The organism is Mycobacterium intermedium (assembly GCF_002086275.1).
GTDB lineage: Bacteria > Actinomycetota > Actinomycetes > Mycobacteriales > Mycobacteriaceae > Mycobacterium > Mycobacterium intermedium.
Genome location: NZ_MVHT01000090.1, coordinates 13,807 through 27,977, shown reverse-complemented (window position 1 = coordinate 27,977; position 14,171 = coordinate 13,807). Strand labels below are relative to the sequence as shown.

General features: G+C 65.3%; 14 protein-coding genes, 2 pseudogenes and 1 riboswitch. Of the genes and pseudogenes, 6 read left to right on the top strand and 10 right to left on the bottom strand.

The window, feature by feature from the left end; translation table 11 throughout:
- Positions 1-117 precede the first annotated feature (117 nt).
- The gene (locus BST27_RS24590; RefSeq protein ID WP_069421998.1) at positions 118-1,584 is read left to right on the top strand and encodes a neutral zinc metallopeptidase; all 1,467 of its coding nucleotides are present in this window, start codon (positions 118-120) and stop codon (positions 1,582-1,584) included.
- On the opposite strand, the gene BST27_RS24585 is transcribed toward BST27_RS24590, so the two are convergent.
- Positions 1,585-1,941, bottom strand: a complete 357-nt coding sequence (locus BST27_RS24585) for a hypothetical protein (protein WP_079220030.1) — start codon at positions 1,939-1,941, stop codon at positions 1,585-1,587. It lies immediately after the preceding gene.
- 44 nt (positions 1,942-1,985) lie between these two features.
- Complete coding sequence (locus tag BST27_RS24580) at positions 1,986-2,210, bottom strand: hypothetical protein (protein WP_069421996.1); 225 nt, start codon at positions 2,208-2,210, stop codon at positions 1,986-1,988.
- 124 nt (positions 2,211-2,334) lie between these two features.
- Between BST27_RS24580 and BST27_RS24575 the strand changes: the two genes are divergently transcribed.
- Complete coding sequence (locus BST27_RS24575; protein ID WP_069421995.1) at positions 2,335-3,645, top strand: TetR/AcrR family transcriptional regulator; 1,311 nt, start codon at positions 2,335-2,337, stop codon at positions 3,643-3,645.
- On the opposite strand, the gene BST27_RS24570 is transcribed toward BST27_RS24575, so the two are convergent.
- From BST27_RS24570 to BST27_RS24555, 4 genes are all read right to left on the bottom strand, one after another.
- On the bottom strand, positions 3,530-4,159 hold the full coding sequence (locus BST27_RS24570) for an alpha/beta hydrolase family protein (RefSeq protein ID WP_139805344.1): 630 nt from the start codon (positions 4,157-4,159) through the stop codon (positions 3,530-3,532). The two genes, BST27_RS24575 and BST27_RS24570, sit on opposite strands and share 116 nt — an antisense overlap.
- Positions 4,156-4,989, bottom strand: a complete 834-nt coding sequence (thiD, locus tag BST27_RS24565; protein WP_069421994.1) for a bifunctional hydroxymethylpyrimidine kinase/phosphomethylpyrimidine kinase — start codon at positions 4,987-4,989, stop codon at positions 4,156-4,158. The genes BST27_RS24570 and thiD overlap by 4 nt, the downstream gene beginning before the upstream one ends.
- Entirely contained in the window at positions 4,986-6,635 is a 1,650-nt protein-coding gene (gene thiC, locus BST27_RS24560) for a phosphomethylpyrimidine synthase ThiC (RefSeq protein ID WP_069421993.1), read from the bottom strand. Before thiC ends, thiD begins: the two co-directional genes overlap by 4 nt.
- Positions 6,626-6,735: riboswitch (TPP riboswitch) on the bottom strand. Its footprint overlaps the gene before it by 10 nt.
- Before the next feature lie 225 nt (positions 6,736-6,960).
- The gene (locus BST27_RS24555) at positions 6,961-7,296 is read right to left on the bottom strand and encodes a PE family protein (RefSeq protein ID WP_069421992.1); all 336 of its coding nucleotides are present in this window, start codon (positions 7,294-7,296) and stop codon (positions 6,961-6,963) included.
- Between the two features lie 216 nt (positions 7,297-7,512).
- On the opposite strand from BST27_RS24555, the gene BST27_RS24550 reads away from it, so the two are divergent.
- The 3 genes from BST27_RS24550 to BST27_RS24540 all read left to right on the top strand — a co-directional run bounded on the left by BST27_RS24550 (position 7,513) and on the right by BST27_RS24540 (position 10,725).
- Positions 7,513-8,175, top strand: a complete 663-nt coding sequence (locus tag BST27_RS24550; protein WP_069422003.1) for a PAS and ANTAR domain-containing protein — start codon at positions 7,513-7,515, stop codon at positions 8,173-8,175.
- A 61-nt stretch (positions 8,176-8,236) separates the two neighbouring features.
- Positions 8,237-8,617 (top strand): STAS domain-containing protein, encoded by a 381-nt coding sequence (locus BST27_RS24545; protein WP_069421991.1) that lies wholly within the window; start codon positions 8,237-8,239, stop codon positions 8,615-8,617.
- Positions 8,614-10,725, top strand: a complete 2,112-nt coding sequence (locus BST27_RS24540; RefSeq protein ID WP_069421990.1) for a SpoIIE family protein phosphatase — start codon at positions 8,614-8,616, stop codon at positions 10,723-10,725. Before BST27_RS24545 ends, BST27_RS24540 begins: the two co-directional genes overlap by 4 nt.
- Here the strand turns inward: BST27_RS24540 and BST27_RS24535 are convergent.
- On the bottom strand, positions 10,722-11,015 hold the full coding sequence (locus BST27_RS24535; RefSeq protein ID WP_069422002.1) for a hypothetical protein: 294 nt from the start codon (positions 11,013-11,015) through the stop codon (positions 10,722-10,724). The two genes, BST27_RS24540 and BST27_RS24535, sit on opposite strands and share 4 nt — an antisense overlap.
- On the opposite strand from BST27_RS24535, the pseudogene BST27_RS34860 reads away from it, so the two are divergent.
- Positions 10,962-11,150, top strand: a pseudogene (locus tag BST27_RS34860) (hypothetical protein); the annotation flags it as partial. The gene BST27_RS24535 and the pseudogene BST27_RS34860 sit on opposite strands and share 54 nt — an antisense overlap.
- Here BST27_RS34860 and BST27_RS34855 read toward each other — a convergent pair.
- The 3 genes and pseudogenes from BST27_RS34855 to BST27_RS24520 all read right to left on the bottom strand — a co-directional run.
- Positions 11,065-12,212 (bottom strand): annotated as a pseudogene (locus BST27_RS34855) (cation-translocating P-type ATPase C-terminal domain-containing protein); the annotation flags it as partial. The pseudogenes BST27_RS34860 and BST27_RS34855 overlap by 86 nt on opposite strands.
- Positions 12,213-12,700: 488 nt before the next feature.
- Positions 12,701-13,204 carry a hypothetical protein gene (locus tag BST27_RS24525; RefSeq protein WP_069421988.1) on the bottom strand — a complete coding sequence of 168 codons (504 nt, stop codon included), beginning with the start codon at positions 13,202-13,204 and terminating at the stop codon, positions 12,701-12,703.
- A gap of 152 nt (positions 13,205-13,356) precedes the next feature.
- The gene (locus BST27_RS24520) at positions 13,357-14,163 is read right to left on the bottom strand and encodes an exodeoxyribonuclease III (protein ID WP_079220033.1); all 807 of its coding nucleotides are present in this window, start codon (positions 14,161-14,163) and stop codon (positions 13,357-13,359) included.
- Positions 14,164-14,171 lie beyond the last annotated feature (8 nt).

Here is a 14,171-nt window from a genome sequence, read left to right as displayed (position 1 = left end):
TCCACTACGCTACAAACGCGGCCCACTCAGAGGCTGCACACCCATAAACCGGTGTGCATCAAACCCGGGGTGGTTCAGGTTCCTTTGGTGCACGCCGGTCGATTCGAGGTTGATCACATGGGTAACCGCGGGCGGAGGGTGAAGGCCACGGGGCGGGCGGCGCTTGTTTGCCTCGCGGTGATTGCCGTGGTGGCCGGCTGCACCACCGTCGTGCGAGGCCGCGCCGTCTCCATCCTCAACGACCCGTTCCATGTGGGCGGTCTGCCCGCTACCAACGGTCCGAGCGGCCCCCGCCAGAACGCTCCCGCCCCCACCGGCACGGTGATCAACACCGACAACGGACCGATCGACAAGTTGTCGTTGCTGTCGATCAACGACATCGAGGAGTACTGGAAAGCGGCCTACAGCCAGACGATGAAGGGTTCCTTCAAGCCGGTGTCGAAACTGGTGTCCTACGACTCCAATGACGACAGCGGCTCGACCGTTTGCCGTATGCCGACTTACGACAACGTCAACGCCTTCTTCACTTCTCGCTGCGACCTGATCGCCTGGGACCGCGGGGTTTTCATGCCGGTCGCACAACAGTATTTCGGCGACATGTCCGTCAATGGCGTGTTGGCACACGAATACGGCCACGCCATACAAAACATGGCGAAGTTGGTGTCGCGGCGAGACCCGACGATCGTCTATGAGCAGCAAGCGGATTGCTTCGCGGGTGTCTACCTGTGGTGGGTTGCCGACGGAAAATCGCCTCGCTTCACCCTGAGCACCGCCGACGGGCTTGACCACGTGCTGGCCGGGGTCATCACCACGCGCGACCCAGTGATCGAAGCCGACCAGGAAAACGACGACGAACACGGGTCCGCGTTGGACCGGGTGAGTGCCTTCCAGATGGGCTTCATCACCGGGGCCGCGGCATGTGCCGCCATCAACAAAGCCGAAATCGAGCGGCGCCGCGGTGACCTGCCGACCGCGCTGCGAGTCGATTCCTCCACCGGAGACGTGGAGACCGGTGAGGTCGCGATCAACGAAGACACGTTGAACACGTTGATGGAAGTGATGGGCAAGATCTTCTCGCCCAAGAATCCGCCGAAGTTGTCGTTCAAGACGGTGGGCTGCTCGGATGCCAAACCCAGCCCCCCGGCGTCCTACTGCCCGTCCACCAACACCATCATGGTGGACCTGCCGGGCCTGGCGGCCATGGGCAAGGTTGCTGGTACCAAGCAGCACAGCTTGCCGCAGGGCGATGACACCGCCTTGTCGATCGTGATGTCGAGGTATGCACTGGCGGTGCAGCACGAACGCGGACTCGCGATGCAAAGCCCGTGGACCGCGTTGCGGACGGCCTGCCTCACCGGTTTTGCCCACCGCAAGATGGCCGAGCCCATCAAGTTGCCGTCTGGCAACTCACTACAACTCACCGCGGGCGACGTCGATGAGGCGGTGTCCGGGCTGCTCACCAACCACATGGTGGCCAGTGACGCCGACGGGATCAGCGTGCCGGCCGGCTTCACTCGGATCGCCGCGTTCCGCAGCGGGGTGCTGGGCGAAATGGACGGGTGCTACTCGCGCTATCCCGGCTAGTCAGGGGTGACGGGCTATCTCGGGATGGGGGACGTAATGGTCCGGCTCTTCGGCTTGGCGGTGCTGTTCCTCACGTACCCACAGCACTGAGAACCAGGCGATCAGCCCAAGCCCAGCGGCAAGCGTCGGGATCGACCATGCGCGCCGGGCCAACAATGCGCCTTCGCAGTCGGACGCGAGTTCATCGCTGTTGGCGTTGCGTGCCTGCCCCAGATCCGAGATGAGCCCGCTGCCGCAGTCGACCTTGATGCCGTACGGGTCGAGTTCATTCAGGTAAACCGGGTACACGAGGGCCGCCAGCCCCATCAACGCCAGTACCACCCCTGCCATCGCGATGTACGTGTGCCGGTGGCTCACAATTTCCCCCAAAAGATGTTAATTCCCGATTCGATAATAGTTGTTCAGGTCATGCAGACGTCTGCGAACAGCAGAACGGGCCACGAGACGATCTGCCCCAGAAACGAGACGGTGAGGTCGGCCCCGTGCATCGTGTGCAGATGCTCAGCGTGAGTTGTTGACCATATCGTTCCCACCAGCAGGTACGGCGTACCTATGACGAGTCCGAGGACAATCATTTGGCCGATGGTGACCTGAAAATTGAGCAACTGACGGACCTTTTCCAGCATGCGCCATCCCCTTCGACAACCTCGCGGCCGACCTTCCCCTACCGGCCATATGTTAATAGACATTCTTTCTGGACGACAGTTCGCCTGGGGTCTCCTGGTCGAACCCGCGGGCTAGAGTGAGCCTGTGACGATCGCGAGCGCCCGACCCGTCGACAACGTTCGGCGGCGACCCAAGGACCGCAAGGCACAGATTGCCCGCGCGTCCGCCGAGGCGTTCAGTGCGCAGGGCTATCACGCGGTGAGCATGGAAACCATCGCGGCAAAGGTCGGCGTCTCGGCGCCCGCGCTGTACCGCCATTACGCGGGCAAATACGACCTTTTCCGCGGCGCTGTTTTGTCGTTGAGCCAACAACTGGTCGACGCCGTCGAACTGGTTAACGTGAACGACGCGGTCGACCCGACCGAGGAATTGGATCGGTTGGTGGTCGCGCTGATCGACCTCGCCCTGGACAGTCGCGAGTCCGGCGGGCTGTACCGCTGGCAGTCACGCTATCTGCGGGCGGAAGACCAAGCGGTGCTGGCTGCTCAGCTGATTTCGGTAAATCGCCGAATTCAACAGCCGCTCTTGGCAGTACGGCCGACATTGACATCCGAGCAGCGGTGGACGCTGTCGGCCGGTGTGCTCAGCGCGATCGGCAGCATCGTCGACCACCGCTCGCGGCTGCCGGCCGCAGAGATTCGCGCACTCCTGAAAGGGGCCGCGGCGGGAATCCTTTCCGCGGAACTTCCGCAGCCGGGAACCGTTTCCCCCCGCCCCGTGTCGTGGCGGTTGTTCACCGAGGACGCGGGCGTCTACGAAGCTCTGCTGCACGCCGCGATGGCGTTGTTCAAAGAACGGGGTTACACCGAGACCAGCATGGCCCAGATCGCAGCGGCGGCAGGCATACCGGTATCGGGGATCTACCGGTACTTCTCGGGCAAGCTGGACATTCTGTCGACAGGGTTGCGCCGGGCCGCCGACCGAGTGTCCGCACAGCTGTCACCGATTCTGGGCGCCCTCACCGAACCACGTCAGGCGTTGACCCTGCTGATCGACGCCTACGTGGCCACCTCGTTCGCCAACCCGGAGCTGCTCGCCGTCTACTACACCGAGCGAATGAACCTGACCCCCGCGGATCAGATGGTGCTGCGCAACGTGCTGCTGTCGACCGTGGATTCGTGGGTGCAACTGTTGACCGCGGCGCGCCCGGCACTGTCGCCGATGCAGGCGCGGTTCCTGGTGCACGCCGCGATGGCCTTGGTGGTGGACCTGGGTCGGATGCTGACCGACAAAGGCGATTCGGCCTACATGCAAGCGTGCGTGCGGACACTGATGGAGGTCACGCTGTTCGGCCCGACAACAACCGAAGCGCCGCCGCCACCGCCAGAGCAGGAACATCGTGAGTCTTCGAGCCCAAATCGTGTCGCGCGCCGGAGATCTCGACGACTTCGGTAGGCGCGGCGATCAACGCCGCGGCGTCGCGCAGTTCCGCGATGGTGCCGAATGGATCCGAGGTCCCATGGGTGAACACCGTAGGCACCGTGATGTCCGGTAGATGCTCGGTGCGGGGACGTTCCGGCTTGCCCGGCGGATGGACTGGATAGGAGAACAGCGTCAGCACGTCCACCGGCGTCTGGCCTTCCGCGACCACCATGGAGGTCTGCCGGCCGCCGTAGGAGTGTCCGCCGGCGATCAGCGGGCCGTTGGCGAGCTTGCGGCACAACGCTATTGCCTCACGAATGCCGTCCCGGTCGGTGGCCGCCGAACCCGACGGAGGGCCCTTGGGGCGTCGCCGGCGATACGGCAGGTTGTATCGGACGGCCAACCAGCCCTGGCGTGCCCACTCACCGCAAATCTGTTGCAGCAGTTTGGAGTCCCGGTTGCCGCCGGCCCCGTGGGTGAGCACCACGACGCCTTGTGGCGTGCTGTCGGGCTGGTGGGCGACGCCCGCGATCTGGTCGAGATTCATGACAGCCGAAACAGCGGTGAGACCGGGCCGTGGCCGTGCCCCAACGGGTAAGCGGCGCGCAGGGATTCGGTGACCCACCGCTTGGCGAAGTCCACGGCTTCGGGCACGGTGAAGCCGTGGGCCAGGGCGCAGGCCACCGCCGACGCCAGGGTGTCGCCGCCGCCGTGGTCGTTACCGGTGGGCAGTCGTGGCGAGTCGAACTCGTAGAAGTCGGAGCCGTCGTACAGCAGATCGCAACTGCGCTCCGACGACCGCAGGTGCCCACCTTTGACCAGTGCCCAGCGAGGGCCCATAGCGTGCAGCGCCTTGGCCGCCGCGCGCTGGGACTCGGCGTCGACCACGTCGATGTCCACCAGCAGGCTCACCTCGTCAAGATTAGGTGTCACGAGGGTAGCCAATGGGAACAGTTGGGTGCGAAGCGTATTCAGCGCCGATGATGCCAGCAGCGCGTCACCGTGCATGGATGCGCACACCGGGTCGACGACGAGCGGAACGCTCAGTGCGAGTCGTCGCCAGGTTGCGGCAACCGTCTCAATGATGGACGACGAGGCCAGCATCCCGGTCTTTGCAGCCTGGATCCCGATATCGGTGACCACCGCCTCGATCTGACCGGCGACGACCTCGTCGGGCACCTCGTGAAAACCCTTGACGCCCAGCGTGTTCTGCACCGTCACGGCGGTGACGGCGACGCAGGCGTGCAGGCCGAGCAGAGCGATGGTGCGCAGGTCGGCCTGGATGCCGGCACCGCCCCCGGAGTCCGATCCCGCGATGGTGAGCACCCGCAGCGGCGTCGTTCCCGGCGCCGCCAGCGGCAGGCTCGGAGCACTCACGGTTGGGCAATAGGCAGATACACCCGGTTGCCGTGCTCGGCGAACTCACGGGACTTCTCCGCCATGCCCTCCGCGAGCATCGCCTCGACGTCCTCTTCGGTTTCCAGCCCGTGCTTCGCGGCGTAGTCGCGCACATCCTGCGTGATCCGCATCGAGCAGAACTTCGGGCCGCACATCGAGCAGAAGTGTGCGGTCTTGGCGGGCTCGGCCGGCAGCGTCTCATCGTGGTACTCCCGCGCGGTGTCGGGATCCAGCGACAGCGCGAACTGGTCGTGCCAGCGGAACTCGAAACGCGCCTGCGACAGCGCGTTGTCGCGCTCCTGGGCGTGCGGGTGCCCCTTGGCCAAGTCACCGGCGTGCGCGGCGATCTTGTAGGCGATCACGCCGTCTTTGACGTCCTTGCGGTCCGGCAGGCCGAGGTGCTCCTTGGGGGTTACGTAACACAGCATCGCGGTGCCGGCCTGGGCGATGATGGCCGCGCCGATCGCCGAGGTGATGTGATCGTAAGCCGGTGCGATGTCGGTGGCGAGCGGCCCCAGCGTGTAGAACGGGGCCTCCTCGCACAGTTCCTCTTCCAGGCGCACGTTCTCGACGATCTTGTGCATCGGGACGTGCCCGGGGCCCTCGATCATCACTTGCACGCCATGGGATTTCGCGATCTTGGTCAGCTCGCCCAGGGTGCGCAGCTCAGCGAACTGCGCGGCGTCATTGGCGTCGGCGATCGAACCCGGTCGCAGGCCGTCACCGAGGGAGAAGGTGACGTCGTAACGCGCCAGGATCTCGCACAGTTCGTCGAAATGGGTGTACAGGAAGGACTCCTGATGATGCGCCAGGCACCAAGCCGCCATGATCGAGCCGCCGCGGGACACGATGCCGGTGACCCGCTTGGCGGTCAGCGGCACGTAACGCAGTAGCACGCCGGCGTGCACGGTCATGTAGTCCACGCCCTGCTCGCATTGCTCAATTACCGTGTCGCGGTACAGCTCCCACGTCAGTGCGGTCGGGTCGCCCTTGACCTTTTCCAGCGCCTGGTAGATGGGCACGGTCCCGACGGGCACCGGCGAGTTACGCAGGATCCACTCGCGGGTTTCGTGAATGTTCTTGCCGGTGGAAAGGTCCATGATGGTGTCGGCGCCCCAGCGGGTCGCCCACACCATCTTGTCGACCTCTTCGGCAATCGAGGACGTCACCGCCGAATTGCCAATGTTGGCATTGACTTTCACCGCGAACGCTTTGCCGATGATCATCGGCTCACTTTCGGGATGGTTGTGGTTGGCCGGGATCACCGCCCGACCGCGCGCGACCTCGTCGCGCACCAGCTCGGCCGGCATGCCTTCACGGACGGCAATGAACGCCATCTCGGCGGTGATCTCACCGGCTCGGGCACGCTGCAGCTGAGTGCCTCGGTCGCGAACCATCCCAGGCCGGGCCGGCAACCCCTTGGTCAGATCGATCACCGCGTTGGTGTCGGTGTACGGCCCGGAGGTGTCGTAGAGGTCGAAGTGGTCGCCGGTGGACAGGTGCACCCGGCGGAAGGGCACCCGGGCACCCGGCACATCTGGAACGTCGCGATATACCTTGCTGCTGCCTGCGATGGGTCCCGTTGTCACCGTGGCGTCGATGGTTTCGGAAAGTACGTCGGTCATTTCAACTCCCTACGCCGGCATTACCCGGTCAGGTTCGTACGGTCGACGGCCCCGAGCCGTCCTCTCAGCGCACCGGGCGTGCGCTCCCGCGGGTGGTTAGATTGCCGTCACCCACGCTATCGCAGCACGGGGTCCTCGTGCGAGGGCTCAGCCGTTCGGTCCGGGCGCGCCGGGAATCTTGAACGGCACCCCGCGCGTGCCGCCGTCACCATCAGGGCCCGGGGGAATGTTGACCGCGCCGCTGGCTTGCCGCCTCCCATAACGGGACGCTCGGGCGGGAACCCCGGGTATGGCTACGCCGCCGGGCCCCGTGGCGCGTCTCCGGTTAAAGGCCGCCCAACAAGGATTGGACGGGTGCGTTGATGCCGGTGTACTGGGCGTTGAGTTCCTCGGCGGCAGCATAGGCTTGGGCGCCGGCATTCAAGGCCTGCACGAGGTTCTCGTGAAACGCCGCCATCTGGGCACTGAAGTTCTGGTACTCCTGGGCGTGGTTGCTGAACACGCTCGCCACGACGTTCGACACTGCGTCCGCGGACGGCGCAAGCGACTCGGTCGTGGGGGCGGCGGCCGCCGCATTGGCGGATCCAATCGCCGTTCCGATGCCGGCAAGGTTCGCGGCAGCAGCAGCTACTGCCGCCGGCCCTGCGACGACGAACGACATCTGCCACCTCCCACCAGCCCGTCGGCTGGGTGTAATCCATGAGCGTATCGTTGTTGCTCGCCTGATGTCGGGCTTTTACAGGATTTCTGCCAACTGCCTCGGTGGCCGATGCGCAAGCCCAATGGAATGATTCTAGATGTGCAGCGGTCTGCCAACAATGACCTGCCCGGACGGGACGGCAACGGTCAGTCGTTTTCTGGGACGGGTGGCGCCAGTGTGGTCAGTGGGGCTGTTGGTGCGAATCGGTATCTGCACGTAGGCGGCTTCCGCTTCTGGTTCGTGGGTCAACGGTGGGAGTGGTCCGACGAGGTAGCCCGCATGTACGGCTACGAACCAGGGTCGGTGGTGCCCACGACACAACTGCTGCTCTCACACAAGCATCCCGACGACCGTGCCCACGTTCAGGACCTGCTCGACTACGCCCTGAGGTCAGGTGAGTCGTTTTCGAGTCGCCACAGATTCGTCGACACCGCGGGCAAGGTGCACGAGGCGATTGTCGTCGCCGACCGGATGGTCGATGACGCAGGCGTGGTGCTGGGCACCGAAGGGCACTACATCGACCTCACCAGCACGTTCGACGAGGCCCGTGACGAAACCCGGCAAGAAGTGCTCGACGAGGCGTTACCGGATCTTTTCGAGAACCGCGCGGCCATCGAGCAGGCCAAGGGGGTGCTGATGTACGTCTACCGGGTCAGCGCCGAGCAAGCCTTCCGGGTGCTGCAGTGGCGCTCGCAAGAGACCAACACCAAATTGCGCGCCTTGGCGACGCAGTTGCTCGCCGAAATCAGCGTGCTGCCTACCCCAGCGCCGTCCGTGCAGAGCCAGTTCGACCACCTGCTGCTGACGGTGCACGAGCGCATCCCCGCCGACTCCGATTAATGGGCCTCGACGAGTAGCCGCGGGTTAGGCTCGGCACAGGGTGATTCGGGCGGAGAGAACTATGGAGTTGTTGGCGGTCGCGCACGAGAGTCGCGAGGACACCGTCATCGTGTGCGCTCGGGGGGAGATCGATTCCAGCACCGCCGCCGAGCTCACCACCCACCTGACGGAGGCGTTGGCATTGGCCGGCGACCACCCGGGTCGCCTGCTCATCGTCGACTTGCAGGCGGTCACCTTCTTCGGCAGCGCCGGCCTGAACGCGGTGCTCGACTGCCATGAGCAAGGGCGAGCCGTCGGCATCTCCGTACGCGTGGTTGCCGACCACGGCCAAGTTTTGCAACCCATCCGGGTGACGGAACTGGACCGCATTTTCGACATCTACCCGACGGTGCCGGACGCGCTGCGGGGCGTTAGACCGAAGGATTCCGAGCGGAGGCGATGAGCCAGCACCCGCTGCCGCACGACCTGGCCACTGCGGCCAGGTTGGGCGGTGAGATGGGTCGCCGGTTCGCCGAGTTCGACTGGGCGGCCCATCCGATGGGTTCGACGCAAGATTGGGCCTGCGAAGTGAGGGCTGCGGTATCGGTTGCGCTGACCTCGCGGCTCCCCATGGCGGTGTTCCTGCGCGAGGACGATCTGTTCCAGGTGTACAACGATGCTTTCGTCCCCTTCCTCGGTGACAAGCATCCGGAAGCCTTGGGGCGACGGGGGCGCGACGTCTGGTCGGATGTCTGGCAATCCGTCGGCCCGACGCTGAGCGGCGTGGTCGAAACCGGCGTGGCAGCGGAGTCTGACGATTTGATGCTGCTGATCGATCGCGGCGGTCAGCCCCGCGAACGGCATTTCACCTTCAGCTGCAGTCCGCTGATCGCCGATGGCGGTGACGTCTACGGAGTTCTCTGCGCGGTCGCCGAAACCGCTGAATTCCGCTTGCCGCTGACGGCGGGTCTGGTTGAGCTCGATGCGGCACTGCAGCACACCGATTCGATCGCCGGAATCCTTGCGGCCGTATTGAACTCGTCATCGGGTTCCGGTGACTCCGCTGCGGTGGCGATTGGTGTTGTCGACGGGGACGAGGTCCGATTCAGTTACGCCGGCGCTTTTCCGGTGGAGCTGCGTGATCGCTTCCATGTCGCCCAGATGGATTCACCCCTGTTAGGCGTTGACGTCGCGCGTACGGGTGAGCCGATGATCGTCACCGACACATTCGAGCTTCCGTCGCGTTATCAGCACGCCGTGCAGTACAGCGCGGGCAGTGTCCGCGCATGCGTCGCCTATCCGCTGCGTGACGGTGCGGCCCGCGTCATCGGGGTACTGCTGCTGCTGTGGCCCAGCCCTCGCGTCTTCGAACCGAATGAACTCGAAACATTCAGGCGAACAGCCGAATTCACCCAGTCCACGTTGGAGCGGGTGCGGCTCATTACGCGCGAGCACCGCATTGCGGTGGACTTCCAGGAGCAACTGCTCGACTTGGATCGCGGGTCGATGGTTGGGGTCATCGCCGCGGTCTACCAGCCGGCCGACCAGCCGATGCGGGTCGGCGGCGACTGGTTTTCGGTGACGCCGCTGAACAGCGTGGGTCGGATCGGCATATCCGTGGGTGACGTCGTCGGACACGGCCTGCCCGCAGCGATCGTGATGAGTAGGTTGCGCGCGGCCATGGCCGCTTCCGTGCTCACGTTGGCCGATCCGGCCGAGGTGCTGCGGGCATTGGACACGTATGCGGCCACCATCGCCGGTGCGGGCTGCGCGACCGTCGCCTATGCCACGATCGGCCACGGTGTCATCAACTACAGCTGCGCCGGGCATCCCTATCCCTTGGTGGTGCTGCCGGATGGGGAGACGGTGTTTCTGGCATCCGGGCGACGACCCCCGGTGGGGACCCGTGGCTACCGCGCCTACGACCCCGCAGCGGAGGCGGACCTGCCACCGGGCAGCATGGTCCTGCTTTACACCGACGGACTGGTGGAGCGGCCGGGGGAGGCACTCGCCGTCGGTTTCGCACGGCTGAAGACCGCCGCGGCGGGCTGCGCCAACTTGCCCGTCGAAGCCGTCTGCGCCGAGCTGCTGCGACGGATGAGCCCACCCGGCGGATACGGTGACGACGTCGTGGTGCTCGCGTTACGTCCGAGTCATGCCGGGCCGCACAGCTTCGCAACCGTGGTGTCCGCCGTACCGGCAGAGGTTCCGGTCGCCCGCCAGCAAGTGAATGACTGGCTCAAAGCCATCGCTGTGCAGCCCGACCGAGCCGACGAAATCCTGCTGGCGACGGGTGAGGCGGTGTCTAACGCCATCGAGCACGGGAGCAACGGAGACGGCCGCGATACGGTCTCTGTGGAAGGCTTTTTGTACCGCGACACGGTGGCTGTCACGGTCAGCGACTCGGGCAGCTGGGCCGGCGATTCATCGGCCAGTCTGCGTGGTCGCCGCCGCGGGCGGGGGCTGACCATGATCAGCGGCTTCGCCGACCGGGTGGACACCAACCGAACTGCGGCGGGCACCCGCGTCACCCTGCAATTCGACAAAGCGATCGCCGACGCGGGCGGTTAGGCGTCTTCCAGCGCCTCGCCGAACTCCTCCAGCAGCTTGTTGTGGTGGTTGCTGGCCAGCGCATGCCCGGTGGCGATGACCAGGGCGACCGGCCAGTCGATGAGCTCGAGGGCGGCCAGCGCGGCCAGGCCACCGTAGTAAGCCAGCTGTTCCGGTGGCGGAACGGATATCTTGCCCACCACCGGCAGGTTGATCACGAAGGTTTCACCCTCCCGGATCTTCTTCACGGCCTCGCGCTGCGACACCGCCCGGTTGGCATGGGGAGCCCGGGAATTCTTCTTTTCCGCCATCGTTCGCCTTTCGGTCATGTCGGGTTAGCCGTTGAGCAGGACAGCGCGGTCAACGTCGAGAGTATGGCGACGACAGATGCCCTGGCCGACCCGCTGGTTTCGTCGTTGGCCGCACTGTTGAGTGTGCCTTTGACGGAGCTTTACGCCCTGTTGTGGCGGGTGGGGGTGGTGGAGATTGTGGAGCCGGTTCCGGCGCGTCCGTCTCCGTCGAGGCCTCGGTCGGGTCCGGCTGATCCCGATTTTCCAGCACTCGGTTCAGCACACCCGTCGCCACTGTTGCGGCAGCCGCGGCGCCCAGACCTTGAGCCCACCCGAGGGGGCCGATCGGAGTGCACCCGAGCAATTGGCTGAGGATCGGGATGCTGATCAAGGCGCCCATTGCGGCCAGTGAACCCCCAGCGGTGAGCACCACCAGCCAGTCACGGGATTCCAGCAGGGTTTGACCTAACTGAGCGCCTACCAGGGCGACCAGACCTACCGTGGAGGCGCGCTTCGGTCCCCCGGTGACACCCGCCATCACCCACGCCGCCGTGGCCGCCGCCGCTGTCGTCGTCCCGCGAACCCCGACGGCACGCCACACGGCCCGCTGATCCGGCCCCGCGCATTGACGTTCAACGGATCGCTGGGTTTGCTCACCGCCAGACCCGCCGCGGGCAGCGCGTCGGTCAGCATGTTCACCAGAAGCAACTGTCGGGTATTGAGCGGTGACACCCCGCTGATCGCGGTGCCGATGATGGCAAATGCAACTTCACCGACATTTCCGCCCAGCAGTACCGAAACCGCAGCCTGCACCCGCTGCCAAAGTTGACGGCCTTCCAGGATCGACGGCAGCAGGGATTCGATTCGGCTGTCGACCAAGACCACGTCAGCCGCGACGCTTGCCGGGTCGCTTCCTTGCGCCAGCACGCCGATGCCCACCGTGGCGGCACGAATCGCCGCGGCATCGTTGGAGCCGTCGCCGACCATCGCGCACACCCGCCCGCTGCTTTCCAGCTTCTGCACGATCTGCACCTTGTTCTCCGGGGTCATCCTGCGCAGATCCGCGAGCAGAGCGGCGGCTTGGGGGCGGGGGGTGTCCGACAGGCCGAGGAAGCCAACCAGGGTCAACCCGTCGCCGCAGAAGTCGGCGACGTCGTCGGGGTCGTCGGAAACCGACCGCGCCTGCTGCTCGCTCAGCCGCCGCTGAGCCACGCCGAGCCCCGCGGCGGTTGCGGCAACCGTGACCGCTCGCGTTACCGGTACGGTGCCGTCGGCGGGCAGGACGTTCGCTCGTTGCTGCGGTGATTCGCAACGCTTTTCGGCTTCTTCGACCACACGGCACAAAGCCCGCAGCGACGTGTCCGAATCGTCGAAGTCGACCACGACGCGGGACAACGGATAGTTCAGCCGGGCGGATTGCACATCGCGATGTGCCCGCATCGCGTCCAGCACCACCCGACCGAGGTCCTCATGGCTCTCGAGGCCGCGCACCTCGATCCAGGCGCGGCCCCCATTTCGCGTGCAGCGTCGGGTCATCGTCTCGCGCGACAGGTCGCGCGAGAGATCGCGGGCAACCGATTTGACCACCCCGCCGGCGGACTTGCCCAGGGCGGCCGTGGTGACCTGCATGCCTGCGCCGACAGCGCGCAGCGGCAGAGCGAGTCCTAGGGAGACGGATTTGCTCAACGGGGGCTCAACACCACCCGCTAATTGGTGCTGCGCAAATGGGCACTACCCGCTCGGCGGCCGGTTGTTTTCTTAGCCGTTGTTTTCTTAGCCGTTGTCTTGGCTGTCGATTTGCGGGGCGCTTTCTGGGGTGCGGATTTCGCGGGTGCGGATTTCGCGGGTTCAGGCTCACTGGGCACCGGCGCCAACTTGGCCGCCGGTGCCGCCGCGGGGATCTTCGCCGCGGGATGTTCGCCGCCACGATTCAACTTGCGCAGCAACAATGCTCCGCCGCCGACAGCCAACAGGATGGGCCATTCGACAAGCCCGGTGACGCCGAGGGCGCCGATGGCCAACGCCGCGGCGGGGGTCGAATCGGCTCCCGTGCTGAGTCCACGCTGAATGCCTTCGGCCGCCCCCTTGACGCCGCCGACGACACCGTTGACCGCCGCGCCGCCCACCGCGCCGGCCGTCGCCGTCGTTGCCGCTGCTACACGATTCACCGTTCGACCAACATTGCGGATCGCTCCGCCCACGACACTCATGACGACTCCCTATTTGTAACTGCTTTTATACCGGTGTGGACGCGCGCTCAAACAGCAACAATTGAGTTGTTTTCAGCAAGCCTCAAGTTAAAGCCTGCCACCAACCGAAGACGCAGACAAACGAACTGTCGCAGAGATTTCGGCGGCAGGCGTTATTCGTTGCGCAGATCCACGCGCACCGGGGCGTGATCACTGGGCGCCTTGCCTTTGCGTTCCTCGCGCACGATCTGCGCGTCGGTGACCCGGGCGGCCAACGCGGGGGAGCCGAGGATGAAGTCGATGCGCATGCCCCTGTTCTTGGGAAAGCGCAGCTGGGTGTAATCCCAGTAGGTGTAGACACCCGGACCCGGGGTGAAAGGCCGTACCAGATCAGTGAATTGGGCGTCGACGATGTCGTTGAATGCCTTGCGCTCCGGGCCGGAGACGTGCGTGGAGCCCTGATAGAACTCGGTGCTCCACACGTCGTCATCGATTGGGGCGATATTCCAGTCGCCGACCAGTGCGATCGGCGCAGCGGGATCGTCGCGCAGCCAGCCTTCAGCCGTATCACGCAGTGCGGCAAGCCATTCCAGCTTGTAGGTGTAGTGCGGATCGACCAGGGTGCGGCCATTAGGCACGTAGAGACTCCACACCCGGACACCGCCGCACGTGGCACCCAGAGCGCGCGCCTCCGCCTGGGCCGCCACGTCCGGCTTGCTGGTCCAGGTGGGCTGGCCTTCGAAGCCGACCTGTACGTCGTCCAGCCCGACGCGGGACGCGATGGCCACGCCGTTCCACTGGTTGAAGCCGGTGTGCGCCACCTCGTAGCCGAGTTCGAAAAACGGCAGGGCGGGGAATTGGCTATCCGAGCACTTGGTCTCTTGCATGGCGAGCACGTCGATGTCGGCACGGGCGAGCCAGTCGAGAACGCGGTCCAGTCGGGTACGGATCGAATTCACATTCCAGGTGGCGAGGCGCAATATGCCGT

Excerpts from the sequence above, each read along its gene's own strand:
- BST27_RS24590 (WP_069421998.1), top strand. The coding sequence starts at position 118 with ATGGGTAACCGCGGGCGGAGGGTGAAGGCCACGGGGCGGGCGGCGCTT.
- BST27_RS24580 (WP_069421996.1), bottom strand. The coding sequence starts at position 2,210 with ATGCTGGAAAAGGTCCGTCAGTTGCTCAATTTTCAGGTCACCATCGGC.
- BST27_RS24570 (WP_139805344.1), bottom strand. The coding sequence starts at position 4,159 with ATGAATCTCGACCAGATCGCGGGCGTCGCCCACCAGCCCGACAGCACG.
- thiC (WP_069421993.1), bottom strand. The coding sequence starts at position 6,635 with ATGACCGACGTACTTTCCGAAACCATCGACGCCACGGTGACAACGGGA.
- BST27_RS24555 (WP_069421992.1), bottom strand. The coding sequence starts at position 7,296 with ATGTCGTTCGTCGTCGCAGGGCCGGCGGCAGTAGCTGCTGCTGCCGCG.
- BST27_RS24545 (WP_069421991.1), top strand. The coding sequence starts at position 8,237 with ATGGAGTTGTTGGCGGTCGCGCACGAGAGTCGCGAGGACACCGTCATC.
- BST27_RS24540 (WP_069421990.1), top strand. The coding sequence starts at position 8,614 with ATGAGCCAGCACCCGCTGCCGCACGACCTGGCCACTGCGGCCAGGTTG.
- BST27_RS24535 (WP_069422002.1), bottom strand. The coding sequence starts at position 11,015 with ATGGCGGAAAAGAAGAATTCCCGGGCTCCCCATGCCAACCGGGCGGTG.
- BST27_RS24525 (WP_069421988.1), bottom strand. The coding sequence starts at position 13,204 with ATGAGTGTCGTGGGCGGAGCGATCCGCAATGTTGGTCGAACGGTGAAT.